We start from the raw sequence: 23,677 nt of genomic DNA, 5'->3' as shown, positions 1-23,677 counted from the left end.
GCCGGGGTTCGCGCAGGGCGTTAAGGCAAGTGTTGCAGCTGAGAGATACACGGCGCGGCACCGAGCGCGCTTCCTACCTGCAGCTCCCGGTCAGGACCCACTGACCCACCGGGATAAGTTAGATTCAGTGCCGCACAAAGCCGGCGCGCATCCCGGCATCCACAGGTGGGGCGTGCACCGGCCTAACTGGGGTTAGAGCCCATCTGATACATCCAGGAGGATTACACCTATGCCCCAGCGTTACAGCGACGAGTCCTCACGGCGGCGCACGCTGTTCCACCGGAGGCCTGTCCTGGACCGGGCTGAAGCAGCAGTTTCCTCGAGGCGGACCCGGTTCGTCATCGATGGACGGCTAAGCCCCACGCCCGAGAGTGCGTCTGTTGCCGAGGCACTCGATTTCGCGGAAACTGAGCCCAACCGGATGGCGTTGTGCCTCTTCCCGGCACCGACACCACATGACATCGATGAGCTCGCCGAGGCATGGGATCTCCACCCGCTGCTGGTGGAAGACCTGCGGCACGGGGGTCAGCGCCCGAAGCTGGAACGCTACGGGAATGTCCTCTTTATGGTCGTGCGGTCCGCGCGGTACGACGACGCCGCCGAGGACGTGGATTTCTCCGAGTTCCATGTCCTGGTCCGCCCGCACGCCATCGCGGTCCTCTGCCAGGACAAACGGTGGATCGACGGGACCGATGAAGCCGCCCTGGCCGGTAACCCGGCGGACATCGCGGACCGCGGCGGACGCACCCTGCTCGACGACGAGCACCTCCTCACGCTGGGGCCCGAAGCCGTGGCATACCGGCTCCTCGATGCGATCGTCGACGGTTACACTCCGGTACTCCGGGGGCTCGCCATTGATAAGGAGCAAATCGAACGCCAGGTGTTCAGCGGAGATGCCGCCGTTGCGGAACGTATCTACCGCCTGAGCCAGGAGGTCATTGACCTGCAGCACACCACGTCGTCGATGGCTGACGTTCTGGTCGAACTGCGGCAGGGGTTTGACCGCTACGAGGTTCCGGAACCACTGCAGGTCTATCTGCAGGACGTTGCTGATCACCTCACACATGCCGGCATGCGCGTAGCCGAACTGCGCGACGCGCTTTCACAGATCCTCGGCGTGAATTCGACCCTTGTCGCGCAGCGGCAAAACGAGGATATGAAGAAGATCTCCGGCTGGGCAGCAATCCTCTTTGCGCCAACGCTCATCGGCGCCATCTACGGAATGAACTTCGATCACATGCCGGAACTGCACTGGGCCTTCGGTTATCCCGTGGCTTTGGGTGCCATGGTGGCCTTCGCGCTGACGCTCTACTTCGTTTTCAAAGCGAAGAAGTGGATGTAAATCCTCTGCACCGCCCTCAAATACCCCACAACAACAACCTAAGGAGACACTTCTGTGCCTGCCTCCGCTTCAAACCGGCGCCTGAGCCTGCAAAACCGCATCGCCGTCGGCCTGCTGCTTGCCGCAGCTCTGGCCGCCGTCGCGATTATCGTCATCGCCAATCTCCGGGCCGGCGGTGAGCCAGCAGGGGCCGATGCCACCCAGGCGCAGGTGGTCCGGGATGACAGCCACCGCCTGCACGAGGCGCCGGAGGAGAAAGCGGTGCTGGTGGAGTTCCTCGACTTCGAGTGCGAAGCCTGCCTCGCGGCCCATCCCCTGGTGGAAGAACTCATCGCTGAACACGGGGAAAACCTCACCGTTGTGTCCCGGTACTTCCCCTTGCCGGGCCACCCCAACTCGGGAACTTCGGCGGCAGCTGTCGAGGCAGCTGCCCAGCAGGGCCAGTTCCAGCAGATGCACGCCCTCATGTTCGAGAAGCAGACCGAATGGTCACACAACGCCGAGTCGCAGGCCGAAACCTTCCGCGGCTACGCCTCATCCCTGGGTCTGGACATGACGGCCTACGATGCGGCGATCGCGGACCCCGCCACCATGGAACGGATCAACGCGGACAAGAACGACGGCGTGGCCCTGGACGTCCAAGGAACCCCCACGTTCTTCCTTGAGGGCCGGCTGATTCAGCCGTCCAGCACCGAGGAGTTCCGGAGCCTCATCGAGGCCGCGGTCCGGGACTGACGCCGGGCCAGCACGGCGGCGTGCGGGCGGTGGCCGGGATCGGTGCGGGTGTTCGTCTCAATGACGTCGAACCCGGCCGCCGCGAGAAGCGGGTGCATGGCCGGTACAGGCCAGAAATACGCGGTGACAACGGCGTGCGCGAACGGCGCCACACGTGCACCTTCGAAGAATCCAAGCAACAGTGAGCCGCCCGGCCGCAGGCTGCGCGCAAACCCGGTCAGCACGCCGTGCACACTTGCAGGCGGCAGGTGGATGAGCGAGTACCAGGCAAGGATCCCGGCAAGGCTGCCGTCCGGAACCGGCAGTGCCTCCAGGGTTCCGCTGCGGAACGGCACGTCCTGGAAGCGGGCGGAGGCTTCGGCGAGGAATTCGGGAACCATGTCGATGCCTTCCACGGCAACTCCCTGGTCCCGCAGGAACTTGGTCCAGTGTCCGGGTCCGCAGCCGGCATCAACCGCCGGACCATCGAGGCTACTGCCCCAGGCCGAAATCAGGTCCTGATCTGCCGCAGCGGTGGCGTCGAGGGACCCGAGCAGCTGCGTGTATTCGCCGGCCCGTTCCCGGTAGGCGTCCATGACGTCTCTCTGACTCAAGGTGCCCCTCCCCTGCCCGAACGGTCAGGTTGCCGGCCCAGCGCCTCCGCCCGCCACACACACGGGGCAAGGCGGTTAGAAGAGCGCAACCTTCGGAGCCTGCGGGAAGATCCGGTCCAGTTCTTCCAGGTCCTTGTCCGAAGGCACCCAGGACGCGGCTTCTGCGTTTTGCCGGATCTGCTCGGGCTTGGTCGCGCCGGCGATCACCGAGGACACCGACGGACGCGACGCGAGCCAGGAGAACGCCACCTGGATTTCGCTCAGACCACGCTCTGCGGCGAACTGCCCGAATTCGCGCAGCTGGTCGTAGTCGGCGTCCTGCAGCAGGTTTGTCCGCGAGTGGGTCAGGCGGCTTCCCTCGGGGGCCGAACCGGAACTGTATTTCCCGGTGAGCAGGCCGTTGGCCAGCGGGAAGTACGGCAGCACACCCAGGCCGTAGGCCTCAGCAGCCGGAGTCACTTCGAGTTCGGCGCGGCGGTCCAGCAGATTGTAGTGGTTCTGCGCGGAGATGAAGCGGGTGCTCCCGGCGGCACGGGCGGTGAACTCTGCTTCGGCGATCTGCCAGCCGGCCCGGTTGGAGTGCCCGATGTAGCGGACCTTGCCGCTGGTGACGAGGTCATCCAGGGCAGCCAGCGTCTCATCAATCGGCGTCAGCGGGTCCGGGGTATGGAACTGGTACAGATCAATCCAGTCCGTACCCAGCCGGCGCAGGGACGCCTCCACCGCCGTCATGATGTATCGGCGCGAACCGCGGGCATCGAAGTCGGGCCCGTTGACGCCCTTCATATCCATGCCGAACTTCGTGGCCAGGACCACGTCACTCCGGCGGGAACCGAGCGCTTTGCCGAGCCGCTCCTCGCTCAGGCCGGGAACCGCTCCATACGTGTCTGCCGTGTCAAAAAGGGTGATTCCGGCGTCGACCGCGGCATGCACGACGGCATCGGTGCCCTCCTGCGATTCGGTGGCGGTGCCGGGACGGCCCAGGTTGTTGCAGCCAAGTCCGACGGTGGAGACGGTGAGGCCGGAGTTACCAAGTCTGTTGTATGTGGTCATCGTCCCACGCTATCAACCGGGCAGGCGGCCGCGCATAACCTGGCGTCAGGTCCCGTACGTGTTGAGGGGGCCGTTCAGGCTGGGGGGTTTATCGGTCTCCAGAATGTACTGGATGGGAATCGGCCCGGTGGGCAGGATTCCGGGGTAGACACGCTCATGGTGACGCCGCCGCGGCTGACTCCCGGAGGCCTGCACCTGACGGGAAAACACGGCCGAGGAAACGGGTTCCTGTTCCGCCTGCTCGCACCAGATTATGTACATCCCGTAGAGGTCCGCAGCGGGCGTAGCTTCGGTCTCATCCAGTCCGGTGATTGTGCATTCCCGCAGGAAGTCCGCGACTGGGCCGTCTAGTACCTGATCCATACTTCGACCCTAGCCACGGGCCCAGTGGTTGGGAAGGGTCCGGCAGGTGAACACTAACCCCTGCTGCGCAGATGGTCTTCGAAGCTCAAGGGTGCCGTGCCCGTCAGCTCGGCCACGTCGTCGCTGACCTGCGCGAGTTCCCCGGTGGCGATGGCCGCATAGCTGGTGGCCCAGGCCACAGCCTGCCATTCAGCGGCACCGGCGGCGCGGCGGGATTCGACCGCCTCGTCGAGCGATTCGGCATGGTAGGTCACCTGCTGTCCGGTGACCCGGGTGAGCGTATCCGCGACGTCCTGCATGGTGATGGACTGCGGCCCCGTGAGCGTATACGTCGCGCCGGCATGGGCCTGAGGATCCCGAAGAATCTGGACTGCGGAAGCAGCGACGTCGCTCCGGGCGACTGGAGCGAACCTGCCGTCGGCAGCCGGCCCCCTGATCACGCCGTCGCGTCCCACGAAGGAGGGCAGGATGTCCTGGTAGAAGCAGTCCCGCAGGAAGGTGTGCTTCAGGCCCCGCGCTTTAATGTGCTGCTCGGTGTCCCAATGGTCCCGTCCGAGGGTAAAAACGTCATCCGGGCCCGCGCCCATAAAGGATGTGTACACAATGTGCCGCACACCCGCGTCCACCGCTGCATCAACAAACGTCCGCTGATCCTGTGCCCGGTACGGATTCTCAGCTGCCGAGACCATAAAGAGGGTCTCCACACCCTCCAGGGCCCTGACAGCATGGTCCCGGTCCGCGTAGGAGAGCGCGAAGACCGGGGTGTCCGGCGGCGGAGAGATCCGGGCGGCGTGCCGCGCCAGCAGACGGTGCGGTATGCCGGCATCGGCGAGCAGCCGGGCCACGGCGCCCCCGAGCGCTCCGGTGGCTCCGGTGACGGCGAGGGTGGGACTGTTCTGTGCCATGGTGGCGCTCTTTCCTGCCCCGCCGGGCCGCGGAGCCTACTTGATTTTCGGAATCTGTCCGGTGGGCGCCTGCTGGCCTGGCAGCGGACGGGCGAACGGTACCTTCGTGCCGAGGACCTGGGCGACGACGTCGTTGGCCACCTGGCGGGCGGTCAGTCCCACCCGTTCAAGCACCTCCGCACGCGTACCGTGGTCCAGGAATTCGGCCGGCAAACCTACCTCGTTCAGGGCCGTGTCCACGCCGGCCGCACGCATTTCCTGCCGGATCCGGGATCCGACGCCGCCGGCGCGCACCCCGTCTTCGATGACGATGACAATCCGGTGGGCCGCGGCCAAGCTGATGATCGACTTCGGAACGGGCAGCACCCACCGCGGGTCAACCACGGTGGAACTGATGCCCTGGGCACCCAGCCGCTCGGCGACGTCGAGTGCCATCTCGGCCATCGCGCCAACGCTGACGATCAGGACGTCATTGCGGGTGTCACCGGAAGGCCTGCGGGCCAGGACATCCACGCCGTCTTCCGTGCGCTCCTCGGCATCAAGATCAGGACCTACGGTGCCCTTGGAGAACCGCACCACGCTGGGCGCATCGGAAATCGCCACGGCTTCGCGCAGTTCTTCCTTGAGCCGGGTGGCGTCCCGGGGTGCAGCCAGATGCAGGCCGGGGACGATCTGCAGCATGGACATGTCCCACATGCCGTGGTGGCTGGGACCGTCGGGCCCGGTCACGCCGGCACGGTCCAGGACGATGGTGACGCCTGCCTTGTGCAGGGCCACGTCCATCAGCAGCTGGTCAAAGGCGCGGTTCAGGAAGGTCGCATACAGGGCCACCACCGGGTGCAGGCCCCCGTAGGCCATTCCCGCAGCGGAGGTCAGCGCATGCTGCTCGGCGATGCCGACGTCGAACACCCGGTCCGGGTGCTTGGCGGCGAAGCGGTGCAGGCCGACGGGAATCAGCATGGCACCGGTGATCCCCACGATGTCCTGGCGTTCGTCGGCGATCTCCGCGATCTCCGTGGCGAAGACGGAGGTCCAGGACTGCTTGCCGCCCGGGGCGACGGGCGCACCGGTTTCGGGGTCGATAATGCCGACGGCGTGGAACTGGTCCTCGTCGTTCGCCCGGGCCGGAGCGTAGCCGTGGCCCTTTTCGGTGATGGCGTGCACGATCACCGGACCGCCGTAGTTCTTCGCGGTAAGCAGTGCCTGCTCCACCGCGGCCAGGTCATGGCCGTCCACCGGTCCGACGTACTTCATGCCGATGTCTTCGAACAGACCCTGGGGCGCCCACCAGTCCTTGATGCCCTTCTTGGCGGCATGCAGGCTGTGATAGGCGAACCGGCCGACCGGGCCGCCGCTCTGCAGCCGTCCCTTCCACCAGTCCATGGTGTTCTCATACATGTGGTGGGTGCGCACGGTGTCCAGGGTCGGCCGCAGGGACGCGAGGTAGTCCGCCACGCCGCCGATGGTCGGGGCGTAGGAGCGGCCGTTGTCATTCACCACGATCACTACGCGGCGGCGCTGGTCCGCGGCAATATTGTTCAGGGCTTCCCATGCCATACCGCCGGTCAGGGCGCCGTCGCCGACCATCACCACGGTGTAACGGTCGCCTTCGCCGGTCAGCTGCCGGGCGCGGGAGATTCCGTCCGCCCAGGAGAGGGACGACGACGCGTGGGAGCTTTCAACGATGTCGTGCACGGATTCCGCCCGGGCCGGATATCCCGAGAGGCCTCCCTGCTGCCGCAGGGTTTCGAAGTTCTGCCGGCCGGTCAGCATCTTATGGACGTAGGACTGGTGTCCGGTGTCGAACACAATGCTGTCGCGCGGGGAATCGAAAACCCGGTGGATGCCCATGGTCAGTTCAACGACGCCGAGGTTGGGTCCGAGGTGTCCGCCGGTCTGGGCCACATTCGTGATGAGGAAGGACCTGATCTCTCCGGCCAGGGCCGACAGCTGGGAGGCGCTCAGTTTGCTGAGGTCCCGCGGATCACGGATGGTTTCCAGAAGTCCCAAAAGGGCGCCTCCCTTGCGTCTTAGGCAACGGGCAAACGCACCGTCACAACCACTAATTCTAACGCCTGCACACGGCCCGGCATTTCCGCCGGCACGCAAAACGCCCCGTTTCAGGGCTTCGATTACTCGAAAGCCTAGCGAAACGGGGCGTCTTACTGGAGCTGATTTACCTACTTTGCCGAAATCTGGCGCAGAACGTACTGCAGGATTCCGCCGTTGCGGTAGTAATCGGCTTCACCGGGGGTGTCGATGCGCAGGACGGCGTCGAACGTGACCGCTTCACCGTTTTCGGGTGTTGCGGTGACCTTGACCGTCTTGGGGGTGTTGCCGTTGTTGAGTTCGGTGACACCCTCTACCGAGAAGGTCTCGGTGCCGGTGAGGCCCAGGGAATCGGCGTTGACGCCGGCCGGGTACTGCAGCGGCAGGACGCCCATGCCGATGAGGTTGGAGCGGTGGATCCGCTCGTAGCTCTCGGCGATGACGGCCTTGACGCCCAGCAGGGCGGTGCCCTTGGCAGCCCAGTCACGCGAGGAACCGGAACCGTATTCCTTGCCTGCCAGGACAACCAGCGGGATGCCGGCGGCCTGGTAGTTCACCGAAGCGTCGTACACAGCGGCCTGCGGTGCGTCGGCCTGGCTGAAGTCACGGGTGAACCCGCCCTCGACACCGTCGAGCAGCTGGTTCTTGATCCGGATGTTGGCGAACGTGCCGCGGATCATGACTTCGTGGTTGCCGCGGCGGGAGCCGTAGGAGTTGAAGTCCTTGCGCGCCACACCGTGGTCCAGCAGGTAGCGTCCTGCCGGGGTGTCGGACTTGAAGGAACCGGCCGGGGAGATGTGGTCGGTGGTGACCGAGTCGCCCAGCTTCAGGAGCACGCGGGCACCTTCGATGTTCTGGACCGGCTCCGGCTGTGCCTTCATACCCTCGAAGTACGGGGGCTTCCGCACGTACGTGGACTCCGAATCCCATTCGAAGGTTGCACCCTCGGGGGTCGGCAGCGACTTCCAGCGGTCGTCACCTTCGAAGATGGTGGCGTAGCTGTCGGTGAACATCTGCTGGTCGATGGAGGCATCGATGATCTGCTGGACCTCGGCCGGGTTCGGCCAGATGTCCTTCAGGAAGATGTCGTTGCCGGCTTCGTCCTGGCCCAGCGGGTCGTTTTCGAAGTCGAAGTCCATGGTGCCGGCCAGGGCGTAGGCGACTACCAGCGGCGGGGAGGCCAGGTAGTTCATCTTTACGTCCGGGTTGATGCGGCCTTCGAAGTTGCGGTTACCCGAGAGCACAGCGGTTACGGCCAGGTCGGCGTCGTTGATCGCGGTGGAGATTTCGTCCTCGAGCGGGCCCGAGTTGCCGATGCAGGTGGCGCAGCCGTAGCCGACCACAAAGAAGCCGAGCTTTTCCAGGTACGGAATAAGGCCGGACTTTTCGTAGTAGTCGGTGACTACCTTGGAACCCGGTGCAATGGAGGTCTTGACCCACGGCTGGGCGGTGAGGCCCTTTTCGACGGCGTTCCGGGCCAGGACGGCGGCAGCCATCATGACGGACGGGTTGGACGTGTTGGTGCAGGAGGTGATCGAGGCGATCGTCACTGCGCCGTGGTCCAGTTCGAAGCTGCGGCCGTCGGGCATCGTGACGGGCACGCTGTTCTCGACTCGGCCTGCGCTGCGGTCGGAAACGGAGACCAGGTCGTGCGGGGAATCCTCCACGTGGGTTCCGGCGTCCGTGTAGGTCGGGGAATCCGAGGCCGGGAAGGACTCTTCCAGGGCCTCGTCCACGGTTGCACCGACTGCTTCGACCTCATGGTCGACGTAGTTGCGCAGGTCCTTGCGGAACTGTGCCTTGGCGCTGGTGAGTTCCACACGGTCCTGGGGACGCTTGGGGCCGGCGATGGAGGGAACCACCGTGGAGAGGTCCAGTTCCAGGTACTCGGAGTACTTGATCTCCGTGGAGGGATCGTGCCAGAGACCCTGTTCCTTGGCATAGGACTCCACCAGGGCAACACTGTCATCGGAACGGCCGGTGAGGCGCAGGTAGTCCAAGGTGACGTCATCGATCGGGAAGATCGCAGCCGTGGAACCGAATTCGGGGCTCATGTTGCCGATGGTGGCGCGGTTGGCCAGCGGCACCGAAGCAACGCCTTCGCCGTAGAACTCCACGAACTTGCCGACAACGCCGTGCTTGCGCAGCATTTCGGTGATCGTCAGGACGACGTCGGTGGCGGTGGCGCCGGCCGGGATCTCACCGGTGAGCTTGAAGCCAACAACGCGCGGGATCAGCATGGAGACGGGCTGGCCGAGCATGGCAGCTTCGGCTTCGATGCCGCCAACGCCCCAGCCGAGCACGCCCAGGCCGTTGACCATGGTGGTGTGGGAGTCGGTGCCGACGCAGGTGTCCGGGTAGGCGCGGAGCTTGCCGTCAACTTCGCGGGTCATCACGGTGCGTGCCAGGTATTCGATGTTGACCTGGTGCACGATGCCCATTCCCGGGGGAACAACCTTGAAGTCATCGAATGCGGTCTGGCCCCAGCGCAGGAACTGGTAACGCTCGCCGTTGCGCTGGTATTCGATTTCCATGTTGCGCTCGAGGGCGCCGGCGTTGCCGAAGGCATCAATCTGCACGGAGTGGTCGATGACCATTTCCGCCGGTGCCAGCGGGTTCACGCGCTTGGGGTCGCCGCCAAGATCGGCAACGGCTTCCCTCATGGTTGCAAGGTCCACGATGCAGGGCACACCGGTGAAGTCCTGCATGATCACCCGGGCGGGGGTGAACTGGATTTCGGTGCTGGGCTCCGCCTCGGCATCCCAGCTGGCCAGGGCCCGCACGTGGTCGGCGGTGATGTTGGCACCGTCTTCGGTGCGCAGCAGGTTCTCCAGCAGGACCTTGAGGCTGAACGGAAGGCTCTGGGCGCCTTCGACGGAATTCAGCCGGAAAATTTCATACTCGTTCCCACCGACGTTCAAGACGCCTTTGGAACCGAAGCTGTCCACATTACTCATAACAGGACTCCTCTCGCCACCGTTTTATCTTTGTCCAGTGATCCGCCGCACGCCAGTTAGGATTTCCTAACCGGCAGAGCTGAAGGGGCCGGCCGGGGAATGGTGGGTGATTCCCCTGGCAGGTCGGTTCCCCTGCCGTGCATAGCGCCCCAGCGGGAATCCCTACGGCACGGAGCCAGACAACTACTCCCCATCCTAGCCGGAAGCAGGTTCGGCAGCCCGGCCCACCGCGCCGGGCTGCCGCATTAGGCTCGCCACATCCATGCACCAAGCCGGCAGGCCAGTCCTGCCGGCTTCCGCCGGAGCTGTCAGGGGCGGCGCAGGACCGCGAAGGACTCCATGTGGTGCGTGTGGGGGTACAGGTCGAAGACGCGGAAGGAATCCAGTTCCCAGCCGGCTTCCCGGAACCAGCCCAGGTCCCGGGCAAAAGACGCCGGGTCGCAGGAGATGTAGCCGACGACGCGCGGCGCGGCAGCATTGATCTGTTCGACGACGGTTCGGCCCGCACCGGTGCGCGGCGGATCCAGCAGGACAACGTCCAGGGCACCTTCGTGTCCGCGCAGCACCTTGTCGACCCGGCCCTGGACAACCTCGACCTGCGGAGCGGCGAAGAGGTTCTTCCGGGCATCCCGGCTGGCGCCGGGGGAACCTTCAACCGAGAGCACGTGCCCGGTTTCACCGGCGGCGTCGGCCAGTGGTGCGGTGAACAGGCCCGCACCGGCGAAGAGGTCAGCCACCCGCTCACCGGGCTGTACCGCGAGCCCGCCGCGGACGGCGGACGCCAGCACCTCAGGGGCGCTGCGGTGAATCTGCCAGAACCCGGCACCGGTCACGCGGAAATCATGCCCGAGGACGGTTTCCCGGACCCAGGTGCGGCCGCGCAGCCGGGTCAGGACGTGCTCTTCGGGATCCCAGGCCGCCACCGACACGGTTTCCCCGGCCCCGGCGTCGGCAGCAGTTCCGATTTCCCCGGCGATGCGGGCCAGCGTGCGCGGATGTGTGCCCGGCGACGGAATGAGAAGAACCAGCGGCGCACCGCCTGCCGCGGGGGCAGCAACCTCCACCCGGTCCGCACCGGTGAAGTCCACCTCCCACAGTTTCAGGGCGTTGATGGCACCGGAGGCCAGCGGCATCTCCTGGACGGGAATCAGGTCCTCGGAGCGGTGCGGGTGCATGGCAAGCTTGCCGCCCGGGGCCACAGAGAAGCTTGCGCGGGTGCGCCAGCCCAGCCCGTCAGCACTCTCCTGCGGAGCGGCTTCCACGGACACGTCCTGCTGGACCCCGCCAAGGCGCTGCAGCTGTTCCGCGAAGATTGCACCTTTGATCCGGCGCTGCTCCGCAAGTTCAATATGACCGAACTCCGCGCCGCCCACGGGCAGCCGGTCCCGGCCGGCAGCGCGCAGCGCGTCGGCGGGGGCCCAGAAATGCTCCACCCGGTGCGGCGATGCCTCGAGGACCTCCACGGTGTCGGCCCGCCAGAACTTGGCCTTCTCCCCCGCATCGGTCAGCCGTGCCCGGACGCGTTCGCCCGGCAGCGCGTGCCGGACAAAAATAACCCGCCCCTCGTGCCGGGCCACAAAGTGTCCTCCGTGCGCGGCTGCGCCAATGGTCAATTCAAGCTCGATGGGCATGGTTTCCTGGGGCATGGCTGTGGGACTTCCGTGTTGGTGCCAAAACACCATCACACCACGATTTCCGCCCGCGGCCGGACTAAGCTGTCCCTTGGCCCAAAACGGGCAGCAGCAGCAGGCGGTGCATCCGCCGGGAAACCGAGGTGTAGCAGGGTGGCGCATTACGTGATCATGGGATGCGGCAGGGTCGGGGCCATGCTGGCCCATACCCTCGACAATGCCGGTCATTCCGTGGCGGTCATCGACCAGGAGCCACGGGCCTTCCGCAGGCTGCGTCCCACTTTCGGCGGGACCCAGGTTACCGGCGTGGGTTTCGACCGGACCACGCTGACGCAGGCCGGGATCGAAAAGGCCTTCGCCTTCGCTGCGGTGTCCAGCGGCGATAACTCCAATATCCTGGCCACCCGGGTGGCCCGGGAGACCTTCCACGTGCCGCACGTTGTTGCCCGCATCTACGACCCGGGGCGGGCGGAAATCTACCAGCGCCTGGGCATTCCCACCGTCGCGGCCGTCCGCTGGAGCGCAGATCAGGTGCTGCGCCGGATCCTTCCCGAGCAGAGCATCAACGGTGACTTCCGCGAGTCTTCCGGGCGGCTGATCCTGGGCGAACTTTCCCTTGACCCGTCCTGGCTTGGCCACCCGCTGCATGCCGTTGAAGCAGCCGCCGGCGTGCGGATCGCCTATGTCACCCGCTTCGGTGAAGGCATGCTTCCCCGCCCCGATACCAGCTACCAGCAGGGCGATGTGCTGCACGCCATGATGAACGTGGACCGTACGGCCGAAATCAGCAGGATCCTGTCCAACGCCCCCGCTAAGGAGAACCAGTGAAAGTCGTGATTGCCGGGGCAGGAAGCGTGGGATCCACGATTGCCAAGGAACTGCTCTCCCACGGGCACCAGGTGCTGCTCATTGATCCGAAGCCTGAGACGGAGGGCCGCAGCGGGCTCGACGGCGCCCGCTGGCTGATCGGCGACGCCTGCGAACTCACCACGCTCAAGGACGCGAAACTGGACGAAGCCGACGTCGTGGTCTCCGCGACAGGGGATGACAAGGTCAACCTGGTGGTTTCCCTGCTGGCCAAGACCGAGTTTGGCGTGGCCCGGACGGTCGGGCGGGTGAACAACCCGAAGAACGACTGGATGTTCGACGATTCCTGGGGTGTGGACGTTGCCGTGAATACGCCGCGGCTGATGACTGCCCTCGTCGAGGAGGCCGTGGAAGTCGGCGACCTGGTGCGGCTCCTGACCCTGCAGACCGGAGTGGCGTCAATGGTGGAATTCACGGTTCCGGCGGCCTCGCCCATGGCAGGCTCCCGCGTCGGCTCCGTGCCCTGGCCGCAGGACGCAACGCTGGTGGCGATCCTGCGCGACGACGCTCCCATCACGCCCAGCAGCGACGACGTGATCGAGGGCGGGGACGAACTGTTCTTCGTGACGACGATCGCTGCGGAGGATGATCTGCGCGCCCTGCTTGCGCCTTCGGCCGGCGGAGGCGCCTAGCTGGTAATTACTGGCTGCTTACTGGCTCTTCGCCGGCTGCGGCCGGGAAACCACCCAGGCGAGCCACAGGCCCAGCGCGTACAGCGGCACCCCCATCGCCAGCCGCATGGTCCCCAGCGCAGCAACATTGTCCGCAAGGTAGAGCGGCAGCTGCACGGCAAGGCGCAGCGCAAAGACGGCAATAATGATCCAGGTGGCCAGCGCATAGGCGCGCAGCCGTTTCGGTTCGGCGCGCCAGCCCACGTTCTCGCCGCGGATGAAGCCGAACAGCAGCCCTGCGACCGGCCACCTCACCGCGATGGAGACGGCGAAGGCCAGGATGTAGGCGCCGTTGGTGTAAAAGCCGGGCACAAAGTAGGTGGAGCCGCTGCCGCTGCGGAGCGCGAAGAAGGCGCAGATGGCCACGCCGATGACGCCCGTCAGCGACTGCACCAGGGGACGTTTCTGCACCAGGTTCGCGACCGCGAAGGCACCGGCGGCCACAACGGCAGCGCCGAGGGACAGATACAGTCCGCCCGTAATCGTGAAGAGCAGGGTGAAGAGCAATCCGGGAAGGATGGCTTCAGCCAGCCCGCGGACCCCGCCGACGGACTTCAGCACGTCAATCTGCCCGTCGCCGCCGCGTTCGACCCCGGAGCGGGCGGCGTACTGACCTGCCAGCTCACTGATCGAAGGCTGGGGGTTATCCCGGTCCTTGCCTTCGTGTTCTGGGCTGGTGTTCATTGTTCGCCTTCCGGACGTCCGATGATTTCATAGCGGGGGTTGAAGACAGTGGGGATTCCCCCGACCGTGCTCACCATGCCTTCGAAGGCTACCTGCGTTCCCGCAACAAGCCCCGGGATGCGCCGCTGGCCAATCCATATCAGCCGCACCCGGCGGCGGGCCTGAACAGCACCCGGATCCTTATACACACCCTGAAGTTCATCCAGGACGGCGCAGAAACGTGGAGCGGCGCCCGCCGGAGCCAGGGTGACCGATTCGACATAGCCGCGGCTGTGCACCCTGCCCCGGTCCGGGAGATCCGCGATCCTGAGCAGGGAGGAAGCGCCCGCAGCCGGCGGCATCCGCCTGGCGGTCCTAGCCAATGGTCGTGATTTCCGGGCCCCGCTGCGGCGGCTCCGGCTTCGACGCTTCCCCCGTTGAGTCCGCGTTCTGCTTGGGCAGCGGTGAGGCGTCGCGCGGCAGGGTCAGCTGCAGCAGGTCGCGGGGCGGCAGCGGGGCGTCGCCACGGACCACAACGACGTTCCGGAATACGTCTTCGAGCGGCGCAGCGGCGTCCGGGTTCATGGCGGCGGGACCGCCGAAGACGCCGCGGAGGAACCACCGCGGACCGTCGACGCCGACGAAGCGGGCTACCCGGTAACCCTTGGATCCGTCCTGCGCCTGCGCGGGAACCCTGGCCAGCAGCTCGGTGCCCAGGCGGCCCTCGAGTTCGTCCGCGGTGCCGCCCTGTGAGGAGACGGACTTAACGATCTGCGCGCGGATCTCATCCCAGAGGGTTTCCGACCGGGGAGCGGCGAAAGCCTGCAGCTGGAGGCTCGAACCGTCCAGATCCAGGGTCACCGCCACGACGCGTTTGGTCTTTTCCTCGACTTCGAGCCGGAGGGCCAGGCCCTGGGTTGCCGCGATGCGCAGCGCGCCAAGGTCCACGTAGCCGTCTTCCGACGGCCGGTCCGCCACGTCGAAGGGTCCGTGTTCGGGCCCGCCGGCGGCACCGTTCTCCGTGCCGGCTGCTGACTCTTCAGCGGATCCTGCCGACTCTGCCGGTTCAGCTGTGGTTTTCTTACGGCGCCCAAATGCCATCGCCTGGTCCTCTTTCCTCATCTGGAGCCGGGCCCTTGCAGCCCGGGATGTGCCGGCCTAGGCCGGGGGTGTGCCGAAGCCGCCGGTCGAACCGAAGCCCCCGGCTCCGCGAACCGACTCGGAGAGCTCAGCCACCGGCTCGAAGTCAGCGTATTCCACGCGCTGGATCACCATCTGGGCGATCCGGTCTCCGCGCTTGAGGCTGATCGGCTCTGACACATCTGTATTTAACAGTGTGACGGAGATTTCACCCCGGTAACCGGCGTCGACCGTTCCGGGTGCATTAACAATCGTCAGGCCGTGCTTAGTGGCCAGGCCCGAGCGGGGGTGGATCAGTGCCACATAGCCGAAGGGGAGGGCGATCGAGACCCCGGTGGGCACCAGCCGGCGTTCTCCCGGTGCCAGCTCGACGTCGACGCTGGACCTTAGGTCCGCTCCGGCGTCGCCGGGGTGGGCGTAGGTTGGCGCTTCGAGGCCGTCGTCGAGCATTTTCAGCTGGACTTTCACGCTGGGTCCTGCTTCCTGCACAGCTGTCTCCGGAATTCGCTAAGGGGGTTGGTTCAAGGCATAAAACAGCGCCTCTGCAGGCGCCACCCCCACTTTAGCGCCTGCCCCTGCCCGCATGGCCCCCGGCGCGCGGGGAGGGCCGCGTGGCAGAGCCAAGATGAAAACGGTGGACAAAGGTGAAAAGCTAGGGGTATGTCAACCCCTGCCGACCAGAGCCCCTCCCAGACCGTGTTGTACTCCGAGCGGCTGCTGCCCGCTGTGTGGATCTGGCTGGTCATCGCCGGTATCGCCGGAACATTTGTCCTGGCCTTTATTCCGATCAGCCCGACAGTGGGTGTCGTCGTCGCGGTCGTCGCAGCTGTGATCCTGACCGTGCTGCTGCTGATGTCCACCCCGGTGATCCGGGTGACCCCGGACACCCTCCAGGTGGGGCGCGCGCAGATCGAGCGGCGCTGGATCGGCGACGTCGAGGCCTTCCACGGCGAGGCGGCCACCCAGCAGCGCGGACCGGCTCTGAACGCCACGGCGTTCCTGTGCATCCGCGGCTGGATCAGCCCGGTCGTGAAAATCGAAATCACTGACCCGGCGGACCGCACACCGTACTGGCTTACCTCCACCCGGCACCCGGAGAAGCTGGTCGACGCACTGCGTTCCTAGCTTCCGGAAGGAGCCTGGATCAGCCTTCGCACTCAACGCAGTAGTAGAGGCCGTCTTTTTCCTTGGCTATCTGCGACCTGTGCCGGACCAGGAAGCAGGACGCACAGGTGAATTCATCGGACTGTGCCGGGAGGACCCGGATCATGAGTTCCTCGCCGGACAGATCAGCGCCCGGGAGCTCGAAGCTGTCGGCCGCCTCGGCTTCATCTTCATCCACCACGGCGGATTGGGTATTGGTCCGGCGGGTCTTCAGCTCTTCAATCGACTCTTCGCTGGCGTCCTCGTCGGCCTTGCGCGGCGCGTCATAGTCTGTCGCCATAATCTCTATCTCTCACCATCGGTGTCAGTACTGCACGGGTAATACCAGCCGGTCCCCGGCTCCGGGATCTGCCCGGTGTCGCTAGAGCGGCTAGGAATTATCAACGCCGCGGACGCACCGTTTGTGCCCGCCGAAGACAGATTTTTGCCGATGGAGAACGAAATAGCCAAGCCCGCCACTCCCCGGCGCCGTCCGAAGGCCTTAAACCATGGCCCCACAGGGTGCGGAATCCGCGCCACACCGGCCCAAACGATAGGATTTTGGGTGCCCGGGTGGCATTGTTTCAAGAAGGAGTTGCTATCGGGTGGAGGATTTTTTCATGCAGGATCTACGACTCGTGGGTATCCATGAGGGCGGCGAACATCTGCTGCTGAGCGGAAGGGGAGGCGAGACCTTCCGGCTGCGCATTGATGAAGCCCTGCGTGTTGCCGCGTCCCGCACCGGACGCCGGGCAGGTGCACCCGCGGAACCCGACGCCGGCCCCAGCATGACGCCCCGGGATATCCAGGCCCGGATCCGGGCAGGTGCCAGCGCGGAAGAAGTCGCCGAACTCTCCGGACACGACATCGCCCACATCCACCGCTACGAGGGGCCGGTCCTGGCTGAACGGGAACACATCGCCCGCCAGGCCCAGGGCGTTGAGGTCGCAGCCCCGATGTCCGCCACCCAGGACAGCCACCGCTCCGCGTTCGGCGACTCCCCCGTGAACCTCGGCGACATGGTCAGCCACCGGCTTCGGGCGTTCGGCGTCGATCCCGAGACCGTGGAATGGGATTCCTGGCGGCGCCCCGAAGGTTCCTGGGACGTCGTCGCCAGCTTCAGCCTCGGCGAGCAGTCCCGGGTTTCAGTCGGCGAGGAACCCCCGGCACGCTGGACCTACAACCCGCTGCGCCGGCAGGTGACCAATGCCAACCGCTGGGCGCAGCTGCTCAGTGAATTGGCGCCGGTGGACTCCCCGGTTCCCTCCCGGCGGCTCTCGGCCGTTGCAGACCGGGTGTTCGATTTCGAAGCTGACACTCCGCTGGAAGAACCCGGAAACGTCACCGGGGAAGAGACCGATGAGCTGCTGAACGTTCTGCGCTCCCGCCGTGGGCAGCGGCTGGGCACCGACGAAGACGGCGACGACGCCCTGGCCGCCCTCCTGGCCAAGGGCAGCATTCCGGCCGCCCACCCCCGTGAGGGGCAGGCCGAACTTGAAGACGAGTCCGCTCTCCGCCCGCGGACCGGCCGGCTGAGCCTCGCTCCCGCCGCCCTCCCCACGGTTGAGGAAACGGCCGGCGAGGACACCGAGGCAGAAGCGGACCCGCTGCGGCTTGATGAAGGTGTCAGCACCTCCACCCGCGAAATCAGCATTTTGGCCCGGCCGGTGCGCGGCGGCCGTCCGGAACCGGTGGAACCCGGCGCGGGCCGCGAAGACGGCGAGGATCAGCCCGAGGCAGAAGAGACACCGAAGGAACCCACGGAGCGCCGTCCGATTAAGCCCAAGCGCTCCTCGGTTCCCAGCTGGGACGAAATTGTGTTTGGACGCAAGGGCGACTAGCCGCCCGTACGCTTTCGCCAGCCGGGCTGTCCTGGTCAGGCGAAGCGTCCGCGTCCGGCGGGGTTCCCACCCGGCGGGGCGCCACCGCATCTGCCGTCCGCGTCCTAGCTGTGCCTCGTCAGCGCCCTAGCTGTGCGGGGTATCGACGGCGCAGACGCCGGGATCCCCGCCAAGCTCCTTGAACCTGGCCGCCTGCTGGGCACCCATCCGCCGCATGTAGTGGCGCCGGCACAGTGTTTCGTAACCGACGACCGGGGCCGCCCCGGCTTCCTCCGGCGCGAAAAGGGCTTCCGGATCCGGCTCTGAGGAACGCTTGTCCACGTCACCCACGACCACCTGGTCTCCGGTCACCACCATCACGCCATTCACGGTCCGGGCATTGTGGGTTGCCCGCCGCCCGCACCAGCACAAGGCTCTGACCTGCAGCACCTCAATCCGGTCTGCCAGCTCGATCAGCCGCTGCGATCCGGGGAAGAGGCGGGTGCGGAAGTCCGTGGCGATTCCGAAGGCGAAAACGTCCACATCCAGCTCATCAACGATCCGGGCCAGTTGTTCAACCTGCTCTTCACTGTAAAACTGGGCCTCATCACAGATCAGGTAGTCCACCCGGTCCCCCGCGCTGCGGCGGCGGACCACCTCTTCCCAGAAGTCGGTGCTATCGCGCACTTCGACGGCGCGGGTGCGCAGGCCCAGCCGGCTGGAGATGACGGAATCACCGGCACGATCATTTCGGCTGAAGAGGATGCCGCCCCTTCCACGGGCGCTGTGGTTGTAGTCCATTTGGAGTGCCAGCGTGGATTTGCCGCAGTCCATGGTGCCGGAGAAGAAAACCAGTTCGGCCATGACCTACTTCCGCCCGCCCTTGGCCGGCTGAGCCAGCGTCAGGAGCGGGACTTCACGTTCAGCTCGTGTGAGTGACCCGTGCTGACCAACCATCTGCAGGGCAGACGGATTGGTCCGGCGCAGGTCATACAGGGCGATAGGTTCCCGGGCAGCCACAAGCAGGTCCCCGATCCGCGGCAGGACCTCCGGCCGGACAGGCCCGAAGAGACCGGCATCGATGGCCTCGGCCCGGGTCAGGATCCAGGCCTTCGTTCCGTAGGCGCTGCGCCAGGCGGACGCCAGGCGGTCCAGGGTGCCTGCCGGGGCGTCGGGTTCAAGATACAGGTGCACCATGCGCGGCTCTCCGGCAGTGTGGCGGACGCCGTCCACCAGCAACGGATCAGCGGAGAAATCAATCCGGTCCTGCACGGCGGTGTCCACCATGCCGTGGTCACCGGTCAGCAGCACCAGGGTGTCCGGAGGTACCCTGGCGCTCAACCGCTTCAGGGCCGAGTCGATTTCTTCCAGTGTTCCGCCCCATTCGGAGGACTGGGCACCGTACCGGTGTCCGGCTTTGTCCAGTTCGTTGAAGTAGAAATACATCAGCATCCGCTTTTCGGAGGCGAGCGTTTCCGCCGCCGCCTGGACCCGGGCATGGATTCCGGTTCCGGCCACGAAGGACCCGCCGCGAAGCGCTGCGCGTGTCATTGCTGAGCCGCCGAACCTGGGCAGGCTGACGGTGGCAACGGGAAGTTGCTCCGCCGCGCGTTCCAGCACGGTCGGGAACGGCTGCCACAGTGTCGGGTCTACTCCGGGGTCCCAGTTGCCGAGCATGTTGACGACTTTGTCCTGACCCGGATCAAGGACGTCGTAGCCGACCATTCCGTGCTGCCCCGGCGGAAGGCCCGTGCCCAGCGAGGCAAGCGAGGCCGCCGTCGTCGTCGGGAACGCAGCGCTCAGCGTACGCCCGCTCTCCAGCAGGGAACGCAGGTAGGGAGCATGTCCGGCCCGCTGTTTGAGCAGGCTGCGGCCCAGGCCGTCCACCATGACCACGCAGATGCGGCGTGCGGCGGGAAGGCCCAGGGTATTGGCAAAACCGGGCACCTGCAGGGCGGCAGCGGCACTGGTCAGGACTTCGGCAACAGAGCTTCGGCCGTACCCGGGTGCCTTGGGCAGCGGTTCCGCGGCAGCGGATGCTGAATCCATGCCCCTTACCGCTGGTGGTGGCCGCGGTTGAAGCGGCTGCCGATGCCCGGCATCCGCTGCCGGTCGGCGGCGGAATCGAAGGTGCGCATGTTCACGGTGTCGGTGTTGACCTTGCGCAGGGCCCGGGCAAACGCCTTCGCGTTCTGGACGGCCTGGATGCCGTCGGCCTCGGCGCTGACGCGCAGGACAATGTCTTCCTGGGCGATTGTTCCGGTGTAGCCGTGGTCGGCTTCGCACTGGGGATCGGCGCAGCCTGCGGGTCCCATATCCAGCCGCTGCCCGCCGGACCAGGCGATGGCAAGGGTCAGTTCACGTGCCTGGTCGGAAGGCTTGTAGTTCTGCGGCTGGGAATACATGTAGCCAAGGACGACGGAGCGGATCTGGGCCACCGGAACGGATTCGGTGGAGACCTGGGCCATCATCTGTTCCCCCTCCTCATCCAGCTGCTGGTCATCCACGTGGGTGATCACCAGCATGTCGTCGGTGAGGACCAGGACGGTGATGTGCCGGTGCACCTCAGTGCGCTCGAAATGGGTTTCCAGATGGATGATGTGGGAGAGCGGTTCACGCCCGTCCAGGGCATCGTGGACCACGTCAGCCAGCAACGTGGGATAGAAGCCGGCGCGTTCCATGGAGGCGTCAAGGCTGCGGCGTTCAGCGGAAAGTAGCGGCGACATATCTCCAGTTTCCCCCAGACCGGGCCTGTGCACCTAAAAAGGCGCGCGCAACCTTGCTGCCGGTTCCCCGGGCGGCCCTGCCCGGCAGGCTAATCCCGCATCGCGCGGCGGGCGCTGTCCGTTCGCTGCTGGGGGTTTCCCAGCCGGATGTCGGCGCTGAGCACTGTGACACCCTGGACCGAGACAAGGACGGGGTTGATATCCACCAGGGCAATCTCCGGGTGCTCGTCCTTCAGCAGCGCGAGCCGGGAAATAACGTCCTCCAGTGCGGCAACATCCACCTTGGGCAGCCCCTGGTAGCCGAACAGGCGGCGGGAGGCGCGGGGCGCGCGGACCAGGTCGGCGATATCGACGTCGGTCAGCGGCGGGATACCGTGCGCCCAGTCGTCCAGCAGGTTGACGGCATCCCCGGCAATACCGAAGGAGAGCACCGGCCCCAGCAGCGGATCTTCGATGGCGCGCAGGACGCAGCCCTGGCCGGACGGCGCCATGGACTGGACTTCGAGTTCAAACCGGCCATAGGGTTCCAGGGCCGCCCGCATTTCGGAGATATTGCTCCGCAGCGACTGCGGCGAGGAAATATTCAGCCGCACCCCACCCAGGTCCAGCCGGTGCCGCAGGTGCTCATCCATGGTTTTCAGGACCACCGGCCAGCCCAGCCGGTCAGCCGCAGCCACCGCTTCGTCTTCGGTGGAGAAGGGCAGCGAGGGCAGCAGCCGGATGCCGTAGAAAGCCAGCAGTTCAGTGGTTTCCTCCGGGCCGAGGCGGAGCAGATCGGTATTGGACACCCGGGTCATCTGGGCATCGATGAAGGCATGGGCCCCGTCAGTGTCCACACCGGCAGGTTCCGTGAAGTGACCGTGTTCCCGCCCCGCCCACTCGGTGTAGCGGACGATCGCAGCCAGGGCGCTCACCGCGGCGCCCGGACTGGAGAACGACGGGAGTCCGGCAGGCGGCCGCACTGCTGTCCCTCCCCCGGGTTCGAGTCCTCCGCCGTCAGGTTCTTCGGCTTGGGCTTTGCCGGTTACCCCCGTGCCGGCCGCGCGGCTGGCCGGCGCGGCGGTCCCTGCAGATTCAGTGCGGGCTGCCAGGATGCCCTCGGCTAAGTGGCTGGGGTCCATGATGCCGGTGAAGACGGCGACCACGGGTTTGTCCGCCTCTGCCGCGCAGTCCAGCAGGCACTCGGCGATGCGGTCGGTGGTCAGCCCGGGTGAGGGCAGCAGGGTCACGACGGCGGAGTGGACGGCCTCGTCGGCCAGCGCCTTGGCCACCGCGTCGCGGAGCAGGGGAAGGGCAACACTCATGCCCCGGTCCAGGTCCAGGTCCGTGCGGAGGTGCACCGTCTCCAAATCCAGTGCGCCGGATGCGTCGGCCAGCACCCGGCCAAGAGCCACGGAATTACTCAGGACCGCCAGCCCCTTGCCCCGCGGCAGCGGCTGGCTGCAGGCAATCTGGGCCACGTCCATCAGCTCTTCATTGGTATCGACGCGGATAACGCCGGATTGGCGCAGCATCGCGTCCAGGGCGCCCTTGGGGGCCTGGGTCAGGCGGACGGCATGCCCCGGCGGCAGCTGCAGTCCGGTGACGTCGGACTTCGCCACAATGACAGGTTTGCTGCTCGCCAGCCGGCGGGCAATCCGGGAGAACTTACGCGGGTTGCCCACGGATTCCAGATACAGGCCCACCACCTGGGTGTCGGCGTCGTCTTCCCAGTACTGCATGGCGTCGTTGCCGGAGACGTCCGCGCGGTTGCCGGCGGATATTTTTGAGGAAATTCCGAGCTGCCGGCGCTGGGCCGCGGCATACAGCAGCACCCCGATCGCGGCCGACTGGCTGAAAAGGCCAAGCGTTCCCCGCCGCGGCAGCGCCGGCGCCATGGAGGCGTTCAGCGACACGTCCGGCCGGGTATTGATCAGGCCCAGGGAGGCCGGACCGAGCACCCGCATGCCGTTGGCCCTGGCATGCCGCACCAGGGTGCGCTGGCGGGCCAGGCCTGCTTCCCCGTCGTCGAACCCCGCACTGACCACCAGCAGGTGCTTCACGCCCGCGGCCGCGCATTCCTCCGCGACACCGAGGACCTGTTCGTGCGGGACGGCGATGACCGCCAGCTGGACGGGTTCGGGAATCTCGGAGATCTTCGCGTAGGAGACCATGCCGGCCAGTTCAAAGGCCTCCGGGTTCACCGCAAAGACGGACCCGGTGAAGCCGCCCTCCACGATGTGTTCCATGAGCTGGTACCCCACGGTGCCCCACTCCCGGCTGGCTCCGATCACGGCAATGGACGACGGCGCCAGCAGGTCCGCGACGCTGCGCGCCTCCGCACGGTGTTCACGGGCTTCCATCACGGCACGGGACTTGTCCGTGGGATCAATATCGAAGTCCAGGGCGATAACACCGTCGTCGAAAGCCCGCCGGACCTCGTAGCCGGCATCGGCGAAAACACTGAGCATCTTCCGGTTCTCCGGCAGCACTTCGGCACTGAAGCGGCGGATTCCGTTCTCGCGGGCAGCAGCTGCCAGGTGCTCCAGGAGGATCGAGCCGATGCCGCGGCCCTGGTGCTCGTCCGAGATGTTGAAGGCGACCTCCGCCTCGGTGGGATCATCGAGCCGGTCATAGCGGCCGATTCCGACGATCTCGGACCCGATTGTGAGAACAAACGCAACCCGGTCGCGGTAGTCCACGTGGGTAAAACGCTTAAGTTCCCGGCCGCTCAGTTTAGCCTTGTAGGTGAAGAACCTCAGATAGATGGAGCTCTGCGACTGCCGCATGTGGAATGCCTGCAACGCCTCGGCGTCGGCCGGTGAGACGGGCCGGAGATGACCCGTTCCGCCGTCCCGCAACACGACATCAGCTTCCCAATATTCGGGGTATTGTCCCTGCTCCGCCATAGACTCAGCGTAGTGGGGATTTTTCAGAACCCGCCACCGAACCGCCTGTGATCCGTACCGGGATTCCCCCCTGGGCCCGGCAACGGATCACCACGGCAGGCAAAACTCCAACCGACAACCGCAAGGACGCA

Annotated in this window: 22 protein-coding genes; 6 read left to right on the top strand and 16 right to left on the bottom strand. The window is 66.1% G+C overall.

Features of this window, described 5'->3' with window-relative positions:
- Positions 1–229: 229 nt before the first annotated feature.
- A complete protein-coding gene (locus ArtHe_RS04790; protein WP_248318990.1) occupies positions 230–1,342 on the top strand; it encodes a magnesium and cobalt transport protein CorA in 1,113 nt (370 codons plus the stop codon).
- Positions 1,343–1,396: 54 nt separating this feature from the next.
- A complete protein-coding gene (locus tag ArtHe_RS04785; RefSeq protein WP_248318989.1) occupies positions 1,397–2,077 on the top strand; it encodes a thioredoxin domain-containing protein in 681 nt (226 codons plus the stop codon).
- On the opposite strand, the gene ArtHe_RS04780 is transcribed toward ArtHe_RS04785, so the two are convergent.
- The 7 genes from ArtHe_RS04780 to ArtHe_RS04750 form a co-directional block, all read right to left on the bottom strand.
- The gene (locus ArtHe_RS04780; RefSeq protein WP_248318988.1) at positions 2,020–2,670 is read right to left on the bottom strand and encodes a class I SAM-dependent methyltransferase; all 651 of its coding nucleotides are present in this window, start codon (positions 2,668–2,670) and stop codon (positions 2,020–2,022) included. The two genes, ArtHe_RS04785 and ArtHe_RS04780, sit on opposite strands and share 58 nt — an antisense overlap.
- A 75-nt stretch (positions 2,671–2,745) precedes the next feature.
- Positions 2,746–3,723 carry an aldo/keto reductase gene (locus ArtHe_RS04775; RefSeq protein WP_248318987.1) on the bottom strand — a complete coding sequence of 326 codons (978 nt, stop codon included), beginning with the start codon at positions 3,721–3,723 and terminating at the stop codon, positions 2,746–2,748.
- Positions 3,724–3,768: 45 nt separating this feature from the next.
- Entirely contained in the window at positions 3,769–4,086 is a 318-nt protein-coding gene (locus tag ArtHe_RS04770) for a hypothetical protein (protein WP_248318986.1), read from the bottom strand.
- A gap of 53 nt (positions 4,087–4,139) precedes the next feature.
- Entirely contained in the window at positions 4,140–4,991 is an 852-nt protein-coding gene (locus tag ArtHe_RS04765) for an SDR family oxidoreductase (protein ID WP_248318985.1), read from the bottom strand.
- A 36-nt stretch (positions 4,992–5,027) separates the two neighbouring features.
- Complete coding sequence (gene dxs / locus ArtHe_RS04760) at positions 5,028–7,001, bottom strand: 1-deoxy-D-xylulose-5-phosphate synthase (RefSeq protein WP_248318984.1); 1,974 nt, start codon at positions 6,999–7,001, stop codon at positions 5,028–5,030.
- A 170-nt stretch (positions 7,002–7,171) separates the two neighbouring features.
- On the bottom strand, positions 7,172–9,997 hold the full coding sequence (locus ArtHe_RS04755) for an aconitate hydratase (RefSeq protein ID WP_248318983.1): 2,826 nt from the start codon (positions 9,995–9,997) through the stop codon (positions 7,172–7,174).
- Between the two features lie 308 nt (positions 9,998–10,305).
- Positions 10,306–11,643, bottom strand: coding sequence for a TRAM domain-containing protein (locus ArtHe_RS04750; RefSeq protein WP_248318982.1), 1,338 nt, complete (start codon positions 11,641–11,643; stop codon positions 10,306–10,308).
- A 138-nt stretch (positions 11,644–11,781) separates the two neighbouring features.
- Here ArtHe_RS04750 and ArtHe_RS04745 point away from each other — a divergent pair, with 138 nt between their 5' ends.
- Positions 11,782–12,456, top strand: coding sequence for a TrkA family potassium uptake protein (locus ArtHe_RS04745; protein WP_248318981.1), 675 nt, complete (start codon positions 11,782–11,784; stop codon positions 12,454–12,456).
- Positions 12,453–13,127, top strand: coding sequence for a TrkA family potassium uptake protein (locus ArtHe_RS04740; protein WP_248318980.1), 675 nt, complete (start codon positions 12,453–12,455; stop codon positions 13,125–13,127). Before ArtHe_RS04745 ends, ArtHe_RS04740 begins: the two co-directional genes overlap by 4 nt.
- Positions 13,128–13,145: 18 nt before the next feature.
- Here ArtHe_RS04740 and ArtHe_RS04735 read toward each other — a convergent pair whose 3' ends face one another.
- The 4 genes from ArtHe_RS04735 to dut are packed head-to-tail and all read right to left on the bottom strand — an operon-like array spanning position 13,146 to position 15,473.
- Positions 13,146–13,850 carry a DUF3159 domain-containing protein gene (locus ArtHe_RS04735; RefSeq protein ID WP_248318979.1) on the bottom strand — a complete coding sequence of 235 codons (705 nt, stop codon included), beginning with the start codon at positions 13,848–13,850 and terminating at the stop codon, positions 13,146–13,148.
- The gene (locus tag ArtHe_RS04730) at positions 13,847–14,191 is read right to left on the bottom strand and encodes a hypothetical protein (RefSeq protein WP_248318978.1); all 345 of its coding nucleotides are present in this window, start codon (positions 14,189–14,191) and stop codon (positions 13,847–13,849) included. The genes ArtHe_RS04735 and ArtHe_RS04730 overlap by 4 nt, the downstream gene beginning before the upstream one ends.
- Before the next feature lie 13 nt (positions 14,192–14,204).
- Positions 14,205–14,930, bottom strand: a complete 726-nt coding sequence (locus ArtHe_RS04725; protein ID WP_248319670.1) for a DUF3710 domain-containing protein — start codon at positions 14,928–14,930, stop codon at positions 14,205–14,207.
- A 57-nt stretch (positions 14,931–14,987) separates the two neighbouring features.
- On the bottom strand, positions 14,988–15,473 hold the full coding sequence (gene dut / locus ArtHe_RS04720; RefSeq protein ID WP_248319669.1) for a dUTP diphosphatase: 486 nt from the start codon (positions 15,471–15,473) through the stop codon (positions 14,988–14,990).
- Between the two features lie 156 nt (positions 15,474–15,629).
- Between dut and ArtHe_RS04715 the strand changes: the two genes are divergently transcribed.
- Positions 15,630–16,094, top strand: a complete 465-nt coding sequence (locus tag ArtHe_RS04715) for a DUF3093 domain-containing protein (protein WP_248318977.1) — start codon at positions 15,630–15,632, stop codon at positions 16,092–16,094.
- A 19-nt stretch (positions 16,095–16,113) separates the two neighbouring features.
- Here the strand turns inward: ArtHe_RS04715 and ArtHe_RS04710 are convergent, their stop codons facing one another.
- Positions 16,114–16,413: a DUF4193 domain-containing protein gene (locus ArtHe_RS04710; RefSeq protein ID WP_066301157.1), complete on the bottom strand. Its 300-nt coding sequence runs from the start codon at positions 16,411–16,413 to the stop codon at positions 16,114–16,116.
- A gap of 319 nt (positions 16,414–16,732) precedes the next feature.
- Here ArtHe_RS04710 and sepH point away from each other — a divergent pair, with 319 nt between their 5' ends.
- Entirely contained in the window at positions 16,733–17,953 is a 1,221-nt protein-coding gene (sepH, locus tag ArtHe_RS04705; protein WP_248318976.1) for a septation protein SepH, read from the top strand.
- A 126-nt stretch (positions 17,954–18,079) separates the two neighbouring features.
- Here sepH and ArtHe_RS04700 read toward each other — a convergent pair whose 3' ends face one another.
- From ArtHe_RS04700 to ArtHe_RS04685, 4 genes are all read right to left on the bottom strand, one after another.
- Positions 18,080–18,796: a thymidine kinase gene (locus tag ArtHe_RS04700; protein ID WP_066301159.1), complete on the bottom strand. Its 717-nt coding sequence runs from the start codon at positions 18,794–18,796 to the stop codon at positions 18,080–18,082.
- 3 nt (positions 18,797–18,799) lie between these two features.
- Positions 18,800–19,981 (bottom strand): nucleotide pyrophosphatase/phosphodiesterase family protein, encoded by a 1,182-nt coding sequence (locus ArtHe_RS04695; RefSeq protein WP_248318975.1) that lies wholly within the window; start codon positions 19,979–19,981, stop codon positions 18,800–18,802.
- A gap of 5 nt (positions 19,982–19,986) precedes the next feature.
- Complete coding sequence (locus ArtHe_RS04690) at positions 19,987–20,658, bottom strand: DUF5998 family protein (RefSeq protein ID WP_248318974.1); 672 nt, start codon at positions 20,656–20,658, stop codon at positions 19,987–19,989.
- Positions 20,659–20,747: 89 nt separating this feature from the next.
- On the bottom strand, positions 20,748–23,546 hold the full coding sequence (locus ArtHe_RS04685; protein WP_248318973.1) for a bifunctional GNAT family N-acetyltransferase/acetate--CoA ligase family protein: 2,799 nt from the start codon (positions 23,544–23,546) through the stop codon (positions 20,748–20,750).
- Positions 23,547–23,677 lie beyond the last annotated feature (131 nt).

The organism is Arthrobacter sp. Helios (genome assembly GCF_023167125.1).
Taxonomy (GTDB): Bacteria; Actinomycetota; Actinomycetes; order Actinomycetales; family Micrococcaceae; genus Arthrobacter_B; species Arthrobacter_B luteolus.
Note: the sequence above shows the minus strand (reverse complement) of the source record. Positions and strands in the feature narration are given on the sequence as shown.